Annotated in this window: 16 protein-coding genes; 9 read left to right on the forward strand and 7 right to left on the reverse strand. The window is 67.1% G+C overall.

Features of this window, described 5'->3' with window-relative positions; all coding sequences use genetic code 11:
* Nucleotides 1–4: 4 nt before the first annotated feature.
* A complete protein-coding gene (locus ACIBK2_RS30875; protein WP_396972217.1) occupies nt 5–457 on the forward strand; it encodes a 6,7-dimethyl-8-ribityllumazine synthase in 453 nt (150 codons plus the stop codon).
* A 149-nt stretch (nt 458–606) separates the two neighbouring features.
* On the opposite strand, the gene ACIBK2_RS30880 is transcribed toward ACIBK2_RS30875, so the two are convergent.
* A complete protein-coding gene (locus tag ACIBK2_RS30880; protein ID WP_396972219.1) occupies nt 607–1,551 on the reverse strand; it encodes an endonuclease/exonuclease/phosphatase family protein in 945 nt (314 codons plus the stop codon).
* A gap of 114 nt (nt 1,552–1,665) precedes the next feature.
* Between ACIBK2_RS30880 and ACIBK2_RS30885 the strand changes: the two genes are divergently transcribed.
* On the forward strand, nt 1,666–1,944 hold the full coding sequence (locus ACIBK2_RS30885) for a hypothetical protein (RefSeq protein WP_396972221.1): 279 nt from the start codon (nt 1,666–1,668) through the stop codon (nt 1,942–1,944).
* A gap of 68 nt (nt 1,945–2,012) precedes the next feature.
* Here the strand turns inward: ACIBK2_RS30885 and ACIBK2_RS30890 are convergent, their stop codons facing one another.
* On the reverse strand, nt 2,013–2,654 hold the full coding sequence (locus ACIBK2_RS30890) for a cysteine hydrolase (RefSeq protein ID WP_396972223.1): 642 nt from the start codon (nt 2,652–2,654) through the stop codon (nt 2,013–2,015).
* A 10-nt stretch (nt 2,655–2,664) separates the two neighbouring features.
* Nucleotides 2,665–2,991 carry a hypothetical protein gene (locus ACIBK2_RS30895; RefSeq protein ID WP_069165855.1) on the reverse strand — a complete coding sequence of 109 codons (327 nt, stop codon included), beginning with the start codon at nt 2,989–2,991 and terminating at the stop codon, nt 2,665–2,667.
* Between the two features lie 111 nt (nt 2,992–3,102).
* Between ACIBK2_RS30895 and ACIBK2_RS30900 the strand changes: the two genes are divergently transcribed.
* The gene (locus tag ACIBK2_RS30900; RefSeq protein WP_379286948.1) at nt 3,103–3,456 is read left to right on the forward strand and encodes a winged helix-turn-helix transcriptional regulator; all 354 of its coding nucleotides are present in this window, start codon (nt 3,103–3,105) and stop codon (nt 3,454–3,456) included.
* A 58-nt stretch (nt 3,457–3,514) separates the two neighbouring features.
* On the opposite strand, the gene ACIBK2_RS30905 is transcribed toward ACIBK2_RS30900, so the two are convergent.
* Complete coding sequence (locus ACIBK2_RS30905) at nt 3,515–4,156, reverse strand: FMN-dependent NADH-azoreductase (RefSeq protein WP_396972226.1); 642 nt, start codon at nt 4,154–4,156, stop codon at nt 3,515–3,517.
* A gap of 178 nt (nt 4,157–4,334) precedes the next feature.
* Between ACIBK2_RS30905 and ACIBK2_RS30910 the strand changes: the two genes are divergently transcribed.
* The gene (locus ACIBK2_RS30910) at nt 4,335–4,745 is read left to right on the forward strand and encodes a winged helix-turn-helix transcriptional regulator (RefSeq protein ID WP_396972228.1); all 411 of its coding nucleotides are present in this window, start codon (nt 4,335–4,337) and stop codon (nt 4,743–4,745) included.
* 149 nt (nt 4,746–4,894) lie between these two features.
* On the opposite strand, the gene ACIBK2_RS30915 is transcribed toward ACIBK2_RS30910, so the two are convergent.
* The 3 genes from ACIBK2_RS30915 to ACIBK2_RS30925 all read right to left on the reverse strand — a co-directional run bounded on the left by ACIBK2_RS30915 (nt 4,895) and on the right by ACIBK2_RS30925 (nt 10,954).
* A complete protein-coding gene (locus ACIBK2_RS30915; protein WP_396972230.1) occupies nt 4,895–7,906 on the reverse strand; it encodes a bifunctional [glutamine synthetase] adenylyltransferase/[glutamine synthetase]-adenylyl-L-tyrosine phosphorylase in 3,012 nt (1,003 codons plus the stop codon).
* Between the two features lie 79 nt (nt 7,907–7,985).
* Nucleotides 7,986–9,326, reverse strand: coding sequence for a glutamine synthetase family protein (locus ACIBK2_RS30920; protein ID WP_107655058.1), 1,341 nt, complete (start codon nt 9,324–9,326; stop codon nt 7,986–7,988).
* 95 nt (nt 9,327–9,421) lie between these two features.
* Nucleotides 9,422–10,954 (reverse strand): alpha/beta hydrolase, encoded by a 1,533-nt coding sequence (locus tag ACIBK2_RS30925; RefSeq protein WP_396972233.1) that lies wholly within the window; start codon nt 10,952–10,954, stop codon nt 9,422–9,424.
* Nucleotides 10,955–11,394: 440 nt separating this feature from the next.
* Here ACIBK2_RS30925 and ACIBK2_RS30930 point away from each other — a divergent pair, with 440 nt between their 5' ends.
* The 5 genes from ACIBK2_RS30930 (at nt 11,395) to pip (ending at nt 15,686) form a co-directional block, all read left to right on the forward strand.
* Nucleotides 11,395–12,312, forward strand: a complete 918-nt coding sequence (locus ACIBK2_RS30930) for a glycosyl hydrolase family 32 (protein WP_396972235.1) — start codon at nt 11,395–11,397, stop codon at nt 12,310–12,312.
* A 144-nt stretch (nt 12,313–12,456) separates the two neighbouring features.
* Nucleotides 12,457–13,314: a 3-methyl-2-oxobutanoate hydroxymethyltransferase gene (gene panB / locus ACIBK2_RS30935; protein ID WP_396972237.1), complete on the forward strand. Its 858-nt coding sequence runs from the start codon at nt 12,457–12,459 to the stop codon at nt 13,312–13,314.
* A 20-nt stretch (nt 13,315–13,334) separates the two neighbouring features.
* Nucleotides 13,335–14,174 carry a phosphotransferase gene (locus tag ACIBK2_RS30940; protein ID WP_396972239.1) on the forward strand — a complete coding sequence of 280 codons (840 nt, stop codon included), beginning with the start codon at nt 13,335–13,337 and terminating at the stop codon, nt 14,172–14,174.
* A gap of 76 nt (nt 14,175–14,250) precedes the next feature.
* On the forward strand, nt 14,251–14,709 hold the full coding sequence (locus ACIBK2_RS30945; protein WP_396972241.1) for a hypothetical protein: 459 nt from the start codon (nt 14,251–14,253) through the stop codon (nt 14,707–14,709).
* Nucleotides 14,709–15,686 (forward strand): prolyl aminopeptidase, encoded by a 978-nt coding sequence (gene pip / locus ACIBK2_RS30950; protein ID WP_396972243.1) that lies wholly within the window; start codon nt 14,709–14,711, stop codon nt 15,684–15,686. The genes ACIBK2_RS30945 and pip overlap by 1 nt, the downstream gene beginning before the upstream one ends.

Below are 15,686 nucleotides of genomic sequence, written 5' to 3' on the forward strand. Positions count from 1 at the left end.
GGGGATGGGAACCACCGGATCCGTCGCGTTCATTCGCGCCAGCTGGCACAGCAACATCGTCGGCAAGGCCTACGAGGGCTTCACCGCGGAGTACGCCGACCTCGGCTACGACCCGGCCGCCGTCGAGGTTTTCGACGTGCCCGGCGCGTTCGAGATCCCACTGCACGCGCAGCGCCTCGCCCGCTCGGGCAGGTACGCGGCGGTCGTCGCGGCGGCGCTGGTCGTGGACGGCGGCATCTACCGGCACGATTTCGTCGCGTCCGCGGTGATCGACGGCCTGATGCGGGTGCAGCTCGACACCGACGTCCCGGTGTTCTCGGTGGTGCTCACCCCGCACCACTTCCACGAGCACAGCGAGCACGTCACCTACTTCACCGAGCACTTCGTGACCAAGGGAGCCGAGGCCGCCCGCGCGCTGGCGACGACGCTCAACTCCCTGCGGTCGCTGCCGGTGTAGCGGTCACTTGTAGCGAGCCAGGCAAACCTGCTCGCCTTCCAGCACTCCGGTGCGGAACGCCTCCACGCGCTGATAGCCGCTCGGCACCACTTTGCCGTTCACATCGCTGGCGGCAAGCCCCTACGCGCAGTAAGCCCGTACCTACGAGATCAATTCAACCGCACTCGCGCGATCAACGCGCGGTGATCGGATCCCGGAATGCTCAACGTGTGCAGCTCTTGTGCCGTGGCATCGGCGAGCAGGACGTGATCGATGCCGATGAGCGGTCCCCAGCTGCGGTCGTTGGGATACGTCGGCAGTAGTCCAGCGCCCACCTGATCCGCCGCGGCGGCGAAACGGCCGTGCAGCAGTTCGCGGAAGGCCGCGTGATCGCGCGTCGCGTTGAAGTCCGCACCGACGATCACTGGACCCTGTTGCGCGTCGAGGATCTCGCGAATCTTGCGCATTTCCACGAGCCAGTCCGCGAAGTTGAACGGCGGCGGGACCGGGTGGAAGGCGAACACCGTGATGGGTCCGCGGTCGGGATGGTCCATCGTCGCGGACACCTGCTCGAGGATGAAGCCGTCGTATTTCTTGGTGTCGCGCAATGGGTATCGGCTGTAGATGCCGGTGCCGCCGCCACCGTCGGTGGTCGGCCGGAGGTACGAGTACGGCAGCAGGGTGCCGAGCTCCGCCGCCGCCAGCCGGTCGACCGCGCCCTTCGTCAGCTCGTCCACGGTGAGCACGTCGATGTGGTTGTCCCGCACCGCCCGCACCACCGCGTCGACGTCGGCCTGCCCGAACAACAGATTGGACTGCATCACCATTATCTCGGGCCCACTGGCCGCGCGCCCCTCGGGAACGAACGCAGGCACCAACGTCCACGCCACCACGCCGACCACCACCGCCGCCACGCCCGCACTGCGCCAACCCTGCGCGATCAGGAAAATCACCAGCCCGACGACCGAGCCGATCATCAAATACGACGCCCCCGACTGCAGCAGGACCAGCGGCCGATGCTGCCAAGCTCCGAAATGCAGCACGACCCCGGCGAGCCCCGCCGCCAGCGCACACCATCCCACCCCGAGCACTACTCGTTCCAACCAATTCGGCATGCCCCGACCCTAGGTGGCGAATATGGAGATGTTGTGCGCCGACCGTGGAGTTCCCGAGGTCTTCATGAGCATTGCCGCCGCTTAAAATGGGCCGCAGGCGACGGAGGAGGCCGGATGTACGTCGAAGAGTTCCGCATCGCGAGCCCACTCACCACCGACAGCGCCGAAGAACTCCTGCTGACGATGATGGGATACACCTCACGAATCACCGTCAGCAGCAACGGACGCAGCGTGAACGCACCGTTGCTGCCAACCTGCTCGGACGTGCTGCGACTGCGCGCAGGCAGCGTGGTGACGGTGACCGTCGAACACGGCCAACATCCGGAACTCGACGAGGACCGCCAGGCGATTCGTGAATTCGTCGACCGCTTCCAAGAACTCACCGCCGGGTAATCCCTAGCGCACAGGCACATCCCTCGACCCCACAACGGATCGTTGTGGGGTGCCTGTGCGCTAGGGAGTCAGGGCCGTGTCATCAGATCGGTCAGGGTGGCGGTGTCGGTCATCAGTGACCCGCCCGCGAATTCCAAAGTAGCGTAGGACCTTTGCGCCGCCGCCGGATGTCCCGCGCCGCACGCGTCGGTGACCATGATCGGCAGGTAGCCGAGGTCGAGGCTGTGCCGGACGGTGGGTTCGATCCCGACCTCCATGGCGATGCCCGCGATCGCGTAGGAGTCGATTCCGCAGTCGCGCAACGCGATATCGAGCGGCGTGGCCGCGAAGGCGGACATGGTGATCTTGTCGAAGACCACCTCGTTCGCATCGGGTGTCAGCTCCGGCGTGAGCTGGTATTGCGGCGATCCCTGCGGAAAGCTGGCGTGCAGCTCGTCCAGGTCGGCCACCCGCTGCCATTGCATGGCGGTGCGCAGCTGGGCGACGCCGGACGCGGCGATCGGCAGCGACACATGCCGGGTGTAGAAGACCCGGAACCCGTTGGCCCGAGCGGCATCTCGCAACTGCACGCACGCCCGCACGATCTTGTCACCGTCGGGAATCTGTCCGACGATGCCGACCTGCATGTCGTAGATCAGCAACGCCATCCGCGTGGGATCGCACGCGTCCGCCACGGTTTCCGGAATGCTGAGACCGAAGCCGTTTCGCATCGCAGCGCCCTCACTTGGTCCGGTCGTAGGGCTCGGCGACGTCGACCTTCGGATCCATCAGCGCCTCCAGCGGCAGCGGAGCCTGCACCGGGACGTAGGTCCACTCCAGGTAGCCGGCCTTGGTGAGCGGGAAGTCGGCGACGTACTGCTGTGCCTCCTCGACGCTGTCCACCTCGAACACGATCACCACGCCCGGCTCGTCGGCGCGCGCGTAGTTCTCCCGCACGATGCCCGCCTTCCACAGCCGCCACACATTGGCGACCTCCTCGGGCAGATACGGGTTGATGGTCTCCAAGGTCACGCCGGGCTTGAAACGGTCGAAAACGATGACCTTCATAGGGATTCGGGCTCCATGTCTGCAGTAGGAATGCGGTACTCCACCCATGGAATCGCGATGATTACAGTGTTACAAGAACGCACTTTTTAGTGAGTACCCGAAAGGCGTGCAATGCCCGAGAAGCGCTATCACTGCGCGGTGGAGGTGACCGTCGACCTCATCGGCGGCAAATGGAAGCCGGTGATCCTCGCCCACCTCAAGGAAGGCGTGCGACGCTACGGTGAGCTGCGCAGGCAGATGCCGACGACCAGCGAGAAGATGCTCGTTCAGCAGTTGCGCGAGCTGGAAGCCGACGGGCTGGTCCGCCGCACCGTGTTCGACACCGTGCCACCGCAGGTCGAATACGACCTCACCGACGAAGGCTGGAGCCTCGTCCCCGCCCTCACCGCGCTGTACGAGTGGGGCGAAAAGCGTGCTGAGCGAACAGGTCTGCTCATCGAGCCCGCGCCCTCGGTCACGAACTAGTTCGACCGCATCACCCCGGTGCCGCACTCGTGTCAGTGCGGCAAGCCGGGATGTGGCGTCAGGCGGCTCGGGTGGGGCTGAGGGTCGTGGCGAGGTGACGCGCCTGCTCGTGGCTGGCGGCCAGCGACGCCTTGTGCAGCGGAAGTAGCGGGGCGAGGGCCTCCGAGTGCGGGGCCATCGTCAGTTCGGGGATCACCGCGGTCACGTTCAGGCCCAGGATGCCGTGGCCGAGGACGGCCTCGAGCGTGGGCACCACGAAGTCCAGGCCGTGTTTAGGGGTGCCGGGCCCGTAGCCGCCGCCACGGGGCGAGATCAGCACGGCCGGGCGGCCCGCGGCCGGGGAAGCGCCGGAGAAGAAGAGGGTGCGGTCGGTGACGATGATCTGGTCCAGCCACGCCTTGAACACCGACGGCATCGACAGGTTGTACATCGGCGCGGTGAACAGGTATGCGTCCGCACCGAGGAACTCTTCGATCAGCTCATCCTGGAGAGCGGCGGCCGTCGCCTGCTCCGGGGTGTGGCGGGCCGGGTCGATGCTGCGGGCGGCGATGCCCGCGGCGGTCAGGTGCGGCACCGGGTTCGCGGCGAGATCGCGGTGGACGACCGGGCCCTGCCACTGATCGCGGAAGGACAGCGCGACCTGGCGGGAGACCGAGGCCGCACCGGGCGCGGCGGAATCGACGTGCAGCAGATACGACATAGCGGTTGTGCCTTTCCTAGATGCGAGACGAGGAGGTGCGGTCAGGGACCGGGCCCAGATCGCTACCTTCATCGACTCGACCTCGATTCATACTATTTGTGCGTAGCGACATGATGCGTCAGAATCGAGGGCGGTACAAAAGGCACACCGGTGTGCGCGACGGAGAGGAATGGGCGCTATGCAGGACAACGCTGGTGTGGAGATGGCGGCCGCGATCGGGCCGTGCGCGAACATCCCCGCCGACCACATGGCCTTCATCCGGCAGGTGCTGGACCGGGTCGGCGACAAATGGAGCATGCTGATCGTCGCCATCCTGCAGGACGGCCCGCTGCGCTACACGGACCTGCAGCGCCGGATCCCCGGCATCTCCCAGCGCATGCTCACCCACACCCTGCAGCAGCTCCAGCAGGACGGCCTGATCACGCGGACCGCCTACGCCGAGGTGCCACCGCGGGTCGAGTACGCACTCGCGCCCCTCGGCCACGGCCTGCACGACATCGTCATGCAGCTGATCGGCTGGGCCGCCGACCACCACGACGAGATCCGCGCCAACCACGACCGCGCCGACACCGTTTCGCGCCGGTCCTGAACGGCGAACCTCGAACTCAGGCCGCCGGTGCCGCCGTCAGCTCGAACAGCTAGCGGAAGTGGCTCGGCCACAACCGTTTTCGGCGGGCACGAGCCCGGACGCACTGGCAGGCATCGAACTCGGATGCACTGCGGCTTCAGCACCCGCGACTACTGCCCGAAGACTCGCTCCACCACCGCTTTTGCCCGCCTGGTGACGCGCATGTAGTGATCGAGGAACTCGCTACCGTCGTCGTTGGGCCAGCCCGCCACCCGGGCGACCGCGGACAACAACCGCCCAGGCCCGGGCAACTGGTCGGCAGGTTTGCCGCGCACCAACACCAGCGCGTTGCGGGCCTTCGTCGCGGTGAGCCAGGCGTCCCGCAGCAGCGCGACATCGGACGCGTCGAGCAGCTTGGTCTCCTCGATCACGTTGAGCGACTCCAACGTTGAGGTGTTGTGCAAGCCCAGCACGTCGTGCGCGTACCGCAGCTGCATCAGCTGCACCGTCCACTCGATATCCGCGAGACCGCCACGACCGAGCTTGGTGTGCGTGGCGGGATTGGCGTTGCGCGGCAGTCGTTCGGCGTCGATGCGCGCCTTGATCCGCCGGATCTCACGCACCGCTTCGGTCGATACCCCACCCTCCGGATAACGCACCTTGTCGATGACGTGCAAGAAGCGCACACCGAGCTGCTGGTCACCCGCCACCTGATGAGCCCGCAGCAGCGCCTGCACCTCCCACGACTGCGCCCATTGCTGGTAGTAGGCGTCGTAGGCCGCCAGCGTGCGAACCAGCGCGCCGTTGCGTCCCTCGGGCCGCAGCCCGGCATCCACCAGCAGCGGCGGGTCGACGCTCGGTGCGCCGAGCAATTTCTGCACCCTGTCGGCGACGTTGCTCGCCCACTTCACGGCCTTGGTCTCGTCCTCGCCCGGCCGCGGATCGCAGACGAACAACACGTCGGCGTCGGACCCGTAGCCGAGTTCCTTGCCGCCGAGCCTGCCCATGCCGATCACCGCGAAGTCGGCGGGTGCGGGCGCGCCCATTTCGGCCTCGCTGGCCCGAATCACCGCTGCGAGTGAGGCTTCCAGCACCGCGACCCACACCGAGGACAGCGCACGGCAGACCTGCTGGACGTCGAGCATGCCGAGCAGATCCGCCGACGCGACCCGGGCCAGCTCGTGCCTGCGCAGCGAACGTGCCGCCGCCACAGCGCGTTTCGGGTCGTTATAGCGTCCGGCGGCCCGCATGATCCCGCGTGCGACGTCTTCCGGCTGCGGGCTGAGCAGCAGCGGACCGCCCGGCCCGTCGGCGTACATCCGAATGGTGTCGGGCGCGTTGATCAGCAGATCGGGCAGGTACTCCGAGGAGCCGAGCACGATCATCAGCCGCTGCGCGATGGCACCCTCGTCGCGCAGTTCGCGCAGGAACCAGGTCTGGTCGCCGAGCCCCTCCGACACCCGCCGGTACGCGAGCAGGCCCGCGTCGGGATTCGGTGTCTCGCCGAGCCATTCGAGCAGCGTCGGCAGCAGCAGTGCCTGGATCCGACCCTTACGCGACACTCCACTGGTGAGCGCCTTGAGGTGCCCGAGCGCGTGTTCGGGAGCCTGGTAGCCCAGCGCGGCCAACTGCCGGACCGCCGCGTCCGGACTGAGCCGCAGTGCTTCGGGTTCCAGCTTCACTATCGATTCGAGCAGCGGACGATAGAACAGCTTGGCGTGTAATCGCCGCACCCGTACGGCATTTCGGCGGATCTCGTTGGCCAGCACGCCGACCGCGTCCTGCCTGCCGTCCGCCCGGATGTGCGCGGCGCGGGCCAGCCAGCGCATGCCCTCCTCGTCGTCCGAGGCGGGCAGCGTGTGCGTGCGCCGCAGGCGTTGCAGCTGCAGGCGATGTTCGAGCAGTCGCAGGAACTCATACGACGCAGTGAGATTCGCGGCATCGTCGCGGCCGATGTAGCCGCCGGCGGCCAACGCGGTCAGCGCCTCGACGGTGCCCTGCACGTGCAGCGACTCGTCCACCCGGCCGTGCACCAATTGCAGGAGCTGGACGGCGAATTCGACGTCGCGCAGGCTGCCGTGCCCCAATTTCAGTTCGCGCTCGCGCATGTCGGCGGGGACCAGGTCTTCCACCCGGCGGCGCATCGCCTGCACGTCGGCGACGAAGTCGGGGCGCTCGGAGGCGGTCCACACCATCGGCATCAGCGCGGCCTTGTACTCCTCGCCGAGCTCGAGGTCGCCGGTCATCGGCCGGTTCTTCAGCAGCGCCTGGAACTCCCAGGTCCGCGCCCACCGCTTGTAGTAGGCGACATGTGAATCCAGCGTGCGCACCAGCGCGCCCGCCTTGCCCTCCGGCCGCAGTGCCGCGTCGACCTCGAAGTAGGCGGCGCTGGCAACGCTCATCATCTCGGCCGCCAGCCGGGTCGCGGTGGCGTCGGCGGGTTCCGCGACGAACACCACATCGACATCGCTGACGTAGTTCAGCTCGCACGCGCCGCTCTTGCCCATGGCGATCACCGCGAGCCGCACGGGCACCGGGCCGTCCTTGCACACGCGAGCCACCGCCACCGACAGCGCCGCGGTGAGCGCGGCGTCCGCCAGCGCGGTCAGATGACGACCGACCACCTGGTACGCCAGTACCGGTTCGTTCTCGACGGTGGCCGCGAGGTCGAGCGCGGCGAGCAGCATCAGCTGATCGCGATACCGCTTGCGCAGCAGCGCGACCACCTCGGGTCCGGACGCACCGGCCCGGAACAGCAGCGGACCCGCGTTGGGCCCCTCCTCCGGCACCGCATGCACCGCGTCGAGCAGATCGGCGATCAACTCATCGCGACCCGGCAACTCTTTGCGCCGCAAAATCTCCCAGGCCGCCGGATCGACGACGAGATGGTCGGCGAACGCACTGGACGAGCCGAGCAACGCGAACAGCCTGCCGCGCAACGCCGTTTCCGACCGGATCGCCGAATCCAGTGCGGCCCAATTGTTTTCCATCCGCTCGCGCAGTTTGACCAGCGTGTTCAGCGCCAGGTCGGCGTCGGGCGCACGCGAGAGCGCCCACAGCACGGAGATACTTTCGACGTTGTCCCAGCCCAATTCATGCAGCGAGGCGGCGGCGGAGGGCTCGAGGAGTCCGAGCCGCCCGACGCCGGGGACAGCAGAGCGAGCAGTCGGGGGCCGGACCATAGGTCTCAAATTACATGGTCGCGGCTAACGACTCGCCCGTACCTGGACATACGTTCGGTTGCAGAAACGCGCCTTTTCGCTACAGCCCGAGATATTCCTTGAGCTCGTACGGCGTCACCTGGCTGCGGTAGTCGGCCCACTCCCGGCGCTTGTTGCGCAGGAAGAAGTCGAACACGTGCTCACCGAGCGTCTCGGCGACCAGTTCGGACCGCTCCATCGCCTGCAGCGCCTCGTCCAACGTGCCGGGCAGTTCGCGGAAGCCCATCGCGCGGCGCTCGGCGACGGTCAGCGACCACACGTCGTCCTCGGCCTCCGGCGGCAGCGTGTAACCCTTCTCGATGCCGCGCAGACCGGCCGCGAGCAGCACGGCGAAGGTCAGGTACGGGTTGCAGGCCGAATCTGGGCTGCGGATCTCGACGCGGCGCGAGGAGGACTTGTTCGGCGTGTACATCGGCACCCGCACCAGCGCGGACCGGTTCGACCGGCCCCACGAGGCCGCGGTCGGCGCCTCGCCGCCGTGGATAAGCCGCTTGTAGGAGTTCACCCACTGGTTGGTGATCGCGCTGATCTCCGGCGCGTGCTCCAGGATGCCCGCGATGAACGCGCGCGCGGTGCTGGACAGGTTGATCGGGTCGTCCGGATCGTGGAAGGCGTTCGCCTCGCCCTCGAACAGGCTCATGTGCGTGTGCATCGCCGAGCCCGGGTACTGGGCGAACGGCTTGGGCATGAACGTCGCGCGCACGCCCTCGTCGATGCCGACTTCCTTGATCAGGTAGCGGAAGGTCATCACGTTGTCGGCCATGGACAGCGCGTCGGCGTAGCGCAGGTCGATCTCCTGCTGGCCCGGCGCGCCCTCGTGGTGGCTGAACTCGACCGAGATGCCCATCGACTCCAGTGCGTCGATGGCGTGGCGGCGGAAGTTGGGGGCCGAGTCGTGCACGGCCTGGTCGAAGAAGCCGCCGGAGTCGGCCGGGATCGGCTGCGAGCCGTCCACCGGGCCGTTCTCCAGCAGGAAGAACTCGATCTCGGGGTGCACGTAGCAGCTGAAGCCGACGTCGGCGGCCTTGTTCAGCTGGCGGCGCAGCACGTGGCGCGGGTCGGCCCAGGACGGCGAGCCGTCGGGCATGGTGATGTCACAGAACATCCGCGCGGAGTGCTGGTGTCCCTTGCTCGTCGCCCACGGCAACACCTGGAAGGTCGACGGATCCGGGCGGGCGACCATGTCGGCCTCCGACACCCGGGCGAAGCCCTCGATGGCCGAGCCGTCGAAGCCGATGCCCTCCTCGAAAGCGCCCTCTAGCTCGGCCGGAGCGATGGCAACAGACTTCAGATAACCCAACACGTCGGTGAACCAGAGCCGCACGAAGCGGATATCCCGCTCTTCGAGCGTCCGCAGCACGAATTCCTTCTGGCGATCCATGTCCGCGAGAGTAAGCACCCGGCGTTAAATCCGTGTTACATACACGCTGAGTGTGTTGTGCTTGTTGTGGGAAAATGACATCACCGGCCGATCGGTCAGCAGGTGAGGCCCGGCTCCGGATCTGTCAGATCGACCAAATAGTCGATGACCGCGTCGTCCACACAAGTCGATCCGCCCGAGAGCGCGATCGTGTGCCGATTGCCCTTATAGGTCAGCAGTGAGGCACCGAGCTGCGACGCCAGGTCCACGCCCGCCTGGTACGGCGTCGCCGGGTCCTCGGTGGTCGACACGACTACCACCTTCGGCAGACCGGTCACCGTGATCCGGTGCGGCTCACTGGTATTCGGCACCGGCCAGACCGTGCACTGATCCAGCGGGGCCGCGCCGGTGCCGCGACCGTCGTCCAGGAACGGCGCCGCCTTGCGGTATTCCATGTCCTGCTTGCCGGTGATGCCGCGGTCGCTGATGCGCGGATCGTCCACGCAGCGAATGGCATTGAACGCGTCGGTGGTGTTGCTGTAGGTGCCGTCGTCGCGGCGGCCGTCGTACAGGTCGGCCAGTTGCAGCAGGGTGTCGCCGCGGCCGTCGCGCAGTTCGGACAGGCCGAGGGTGAGCACCGGCCACAGGTCGTTGGTGTAGAGGGCTTGGCGTACGCCGGTGAGCGCGTCACCATAGTTCAGGCCGCGTGGGTCGGTGGTCGGAACGGTCTTGTCCCACAACGGGTTCACCAGTGCGCGGAAACGCTGCACCGTCTGCGTCTTGTCGGTGCCGAGCGGGCAGTCCGCCTTCTTCGTGCAGTCCGCGGCGTAGGCGTCGAACACCTTCTGGAAGCCCGCGGCCTGCCGCAGCGACTCCTGCACCGGGTCCTGCGAGGAGTCGATCGCGCCGTCCAGCACGAGGGCGCGCACGTGGTCCGGGAACTTCTCCGCGTAGGCCGAACCGATCTTGGTGCCGTACGAGTAACCGAGGTAGCTGAGCTTCGCGTCGCCGAGCGCCGCGCGCATCACGTCCATGTCCTGCACCACCTCGCGGGTGCCGACGCGGGCGAGGAAATCCTTGCCGGTGTGTTCGGTGCAGCGGTCCGCGTACTGCCGATTCTCGTTCTCCGCCGCGGCGATGCCCTCGGGCGTGTTGTCCTTCTGCGGTTCGGCCCGCTCGGCGTCCTGCTCCTTTGCGGTCTCGCAGACGATCGCCGGGGTGGACGAGCCGACGCCGCGCGGATCGAAGCCGACCCGGTCGAAGCGCTCGGCCAGCGGGGACTTGTTGCCCAGCGCCGACATGGTCAGGCCGGACTCCCCCGGCCCGCCGGGGTTCATCAGCAGCGAGCCGATCTTCTTGCCGGACGCCTTGATCCGCGAGACGGCGATCTGCGCGGTCGGCCCGTCCGGGGCGGCGTAGTCGACCGGCACGGTGATCCGTGCGCACTGCGCGGTCGGCGCGAAGCGATCGTCCGCGGATCCGAACCCGGTGCAGGTCCCCCACTGGACGGTCTGGGTGTAGAACTTCGTCAACTCGGCGGGTGCCGTAGGCATCGGCCCCGTCGGATGCCCGTTGACCGTGCACCCCGCCGCCACCAACGCCAGCACCGCCACCATCAGCGCACCGCGCCCACTCCGAACCAAAGCCATCCACTGATAGTGGCAGCTCGATGACTCGACAGAGACAACGCACCGGTCAGAAGCCCTGACCACGCCTCCACAGCGACGCGACGACGACTTGACGCAACGACGCAACGACGCAACGACGACTTGACGTACGAAGCGTGCTCCTGACGCATGCTGCAGCGTGCGTCAAGAGGATGTTCGGTACGTCAAGTCGTCATCGTGGGGCGTGTGCGCGAGTCGGAGTGTGAAATGCGGTTGGGTATTTATCGAGGGGTTCGGAGTATTCGTTGCCGAGTGGTCTGCGGATGGGAATTGATCTCGGTTTTGTCGAATTAGTTGGCCGACATTCACGTGTTTTGTCCTTTTGTCATTGGCGCGCTAATCTTCCGGCGATTTCCCCCTCGGCTCACCTATCGGAAGGTGCACTCTTGCGCGCGTACCGGAGGGCAGGACTCCTTTGCGCGGTGACGACTGCGCTCGTGCTCGGTCTGGTGTCGCCAGCGGATGCGGCGACCGCACCGGAGCGGGTGAAGGCCGGCGAGTTCACCAAGGTCTACGACCCGACCACAAATCTGTTGGGGCAGTGGTACATCAACGACCACACCTTCGTCTTCCACAAACCCACCAACACCTGGCACATGTTCGGCATCACCCACGTCGAGCCCGCCGACCCGGCGACCGAAGTCGTCTTCGCGCACGCCATCGCGCCGAGCCTGCATGGGCCGTGGGTGAAACAACTGCCCGCACTGCACGCCGATCCCGCCTACGGCGAGAGCCATCTGTGGGCGCCGCACATTGTTTTCGCCGACAACACCTATTACATGTTCTACGCCGCAGGACCGGACGGCAGTAACTCCGCGATCAATCTCGCCACCTCGACCGACCTTTATCACTGGGTCCGCGAACCGAGCGGCTCGCTGTTCACCGACGGCTATGACGCCCGCGACCCGATGGTGACTCGCGTCGACAACCAATGGGTCATGTATTACACAGCGACCAGGCCGCAATCGCGCGGACATCACGTCGTCGCCTACCGCACCAGCAACGACCTGCGGCACTGGCAAGAAGGCGGCGTGGCCTACACCGACCCGACCGTCGGCACCAGCGGCGGCAACACCGAATCGCCCTTCGTCGTGCAACACGGCATGTATTGGTACCTCTTCATCGGCCCACGTCCCGGCTATGTCGGTACCACCGCGTTCTACAGCGACAACCCGCTCCATTTCGACCCGGACAATCGCGCCGGTCAGATCGACGCACACGCCGCCGAGGTCATCGACGACCGCAACCACTACTGGGTCAGCTCGGCGGGCGACAACCAAGGCGGCGTCTCGATCGCCCCGCTGATCTGGTACTCCGAGCCCGACACAGCGGGCAACTGACCCCCGGTCACTTCCCCCGATGTGACCAATCGCATCGGTCGCGAACCTTAATACGGCCCGGCTACAACTGGCACACTGGAATTCGTCAGACGAACCCGGGGACCCGAATGGGCCCCGAGGAGACACCAGACGAAAGGGACGAAGATGTCCGTATCCGATTCGGAAACCCCTGCCTACGGTGCGGCACCCAGCCAGCCCAAGAAGGCTATGCGCAAGACCCGGGTGCACCACCTGCAGCAGATGAAGGCCGACGGCCAGCGCTGGGCCATGCTCACCGCGTACGACTATTCCTCGGCCCGGCTGTTCGAAGAAGCAGGCATCCCGGTGCTATTGGTCGGCGACTCCGCGGCGAACGTGGTCTACGGCTACGACACCACGGTGCCGATCACCGCGGACGAGCTCATCCCGCTGGTCCGCGGCGTGGTGCGCGGCGCACCGCACGCGCTGGTGGTGGCCGACCTGCCGTTCGGCACCTACGAGTCCTCCGCGCAGCAGGCGCTGGCCACCGCGACCCGGTTCATGAAGGAGGGCCAGGCGCAGGCGGTGAAATTCGAGGGCGGCGAGCGGGTAGCCGAGCAGATCGCGCTGATCACCTCGGCGGGTATTCCGGTGATGGCGCACATCGGGTTCACGCCGCAGAGCGTCAACACCCTCGGCGGGTTCCGCGTGCAGGGTCGCGGCGACGGCGCCGAGCAGCTCATCGCCGACGCCATCGCGGTGCAGGAGGCCGGCGCGTTCGCGGTGGTCATGGAGATGGTGCCCGCCGAACTGGCCGCGCAGGCCACCCGCAAGCTGACCATTCCCACCGTCGGCATCGGCGCGGGCGTGGAAACCGATGCGCAGGTGCTGGTCTGGCAGGACATGGCCGGATACACCAGCGGCAAGACCGCCAAGTTCGTCAAGCGGTTCGGCAATGTCGGCGATGAACTGCGCACGGCCGCGGCGGCCTACGCTGATGAGGTAGCCCGGGGCACCTACCCCGGGCCCGAACACAGCTTTTAGATCGACGCCATGGAGTAACGATGACCGGCCGAGCAGTGCACGCCCCCGCCGCACTGCTCGGCCAGCCGCCCGAACCGTTGCTCGATTGGGCGGCAAGCGTCCTCAAGGCACACGAGGTCGAGGTGACCGGCGCGCCGACGATCACGCGCCGCCGCGCCTGGTCGCTGATCGCCCGCATCCCGACCGAAACCGGCCCGGTGTGGGCCAAAGCCAACGCCCGCGCCTTCGCGCACGAGGGCCCGCTACTCCAGCTGCTCGCCCGGCTGCGTCCCGGTAGCGTGCTGGAACCCCTTGCGGTGCAAGAGGAGCACGGCTGGCTGCTGAGCCCGCACGGCGGCGACACCGCGCGCGATACCGACGCCGAATGGTCTGGGCTGCTCCGCTCCTACGCCGACCTCCAGCAGTCCGTCGCCCCGCACATCGACGACCTGATCGCGACCGGCACCTCGTACCTGCCGCCCGCTCGGCTCGGCTCGGTCTACCGGCATTTCGAGCCGCGCGTGCCCGGCCTCGCGCACCGCATCGAGGAGGCCGCCGCCGAACTGGCCGACTACGGCAGGCTGACCATCGAACACAACGACGTCCACCCCGACAACGTCTTCGCGGATACCGGTCAACTCTTCGACTGGGGCGACGCCGTGATCACCCACCCCTTCCTCTCCCATCGCATCCTGCACAACCCGCACCGCGACGACTACTTCGCGCGCTGGGGGCCGGTCTCCGCCGCCGAGATCCGCCTCGCCGAACGCCTCGCCCCGTTGATCGCCCTCAACCCGTGGCGCACCATCGACACCTCCATCCCCCGCTTCGCGCGCTGTGTCGAAGCACTGCTGGACGAGCTGCGCATCACCTTCCGTTAGCCAGACAGTCCGGGCCACGGTCGCGAATCAATGGCAGACTCGATGCGGACATTCGCGATAAGAAGTAGAGGTACCGATGCCGCACAGCCGTTGGATTTCCCGCAGCACGCTGCTGCTGGCGGGCGTTTTCGCCGCCGCAGCACTGACCGCATGTGGAGGCGAGTCGAACCCGGCTCCGACCGGGAGCTCTGGCTCGACAACGGGCTCAGCGACGGCGACCACCAAGCCGAGCGGCACCGCGGGCACGAACAAGCCGGGCACCCCGCCGGTCATCTCCGATGCCGCGTCCACTCAGCTCTGCGACATGATCAAGCCCGAGCTGTCGAACTGGCGGGTGCAGGGTCCGACGCTCGGCAAGATCGGCCTCAACGCGCTGGTGCACGAGTGGGCGCTGCGCAACGGCGGCATCAACGGCGCGGTGCTGGCCGACAAGCCGATCGTGGACCGGCTCACCACCAAGAGCTGCCCCGACGTACACCAGCAGGCGATCGAAGCGCTGGAACTGCCCGATCTGGCCTCCGGCCTGGCCTTCTGATGGGCGGCGCACAGTTGCGGACGCTGTACCCCGAGATCGAGGCGTACGACTCCGGCAAGCTCGACGTCGGCGACGGCCAGTCGATGTACTGGGAGGTCAGCGGCAACCCCGACGGTAAGCCGGTGGTCTTCCTGCACGGCGGGCCGGGCGGCGGTACCTCGCCGAGCCAGCGGCGGTTCTTCGATCCGGCGGCCTACCGGATCGTGCTGCTCGATCAGCGCGGCTGCGGACGCTCGACTCCGCACCTGGCCGACGACCCGAGCCTGGCGACCAACACCACCCAGCACTTGATCGCCGACATCGAGGCGCTGCGTATCCATCTCGGCATCGAGCGCTGGCAGGTGTTCGGCGGCTCGTGGGGTTCCACCCTCGCGCTCGCCTACGCCGAGACGTACCCGGATCGGGTGACCGAACTGGTGCTGCGCGGCATCTTCCTGTTGCGCCGCAAGGAAATCGACTGGTACTACAACGGCGCCGCGGGCTACGTGTACCCGGACGAGTGGGAGAAGTACCTCGCGCCGATACCGGAATCCGAGCGCGGCGAGGATCTGGTCGAGGTGTATCACCGGCTGCTGCACTCCCCCGACGAGGAGGTCGCGCTCGCGGCCGCCATCGCCTGGTCGACCTGGGAGGGTGCGACGAGTTCGCTGCTGCCGCAACCGGATCGGGTCGCCGAATCCGCCGATCCCCGGTTCGCCCTCGCCTTCGCGCGGATCGAGAACCACTACTTCCGCAATCACGCCTTCCTCGACGAGGGCCAGCTGCTGCGCGACGCCGACACCATCGCGCACATTCCGACGGTCATCGTGCAGGGCAGGCACGACATCGTCTGCCCGACGGTGAGCGCCTGGGATCTGCACAAGGCACTGCCCGATTCGGAGCTGCATATCGTCGAAGACGCCGGACATGCCTCCTTCGAGCCGGGAATCACGCATCATTTGATCGAAGCCACCGATAGATTCGCGAAGGCGGGATAA

This window comes from Nocardia sp. NPDC050175 (assembly GCF_044459885.1).
Lineage (GTDB): Bacteria > Actinomycetota > Actinomycetes > Mycobacteriales > Mycobacteriaceae > Nocardia.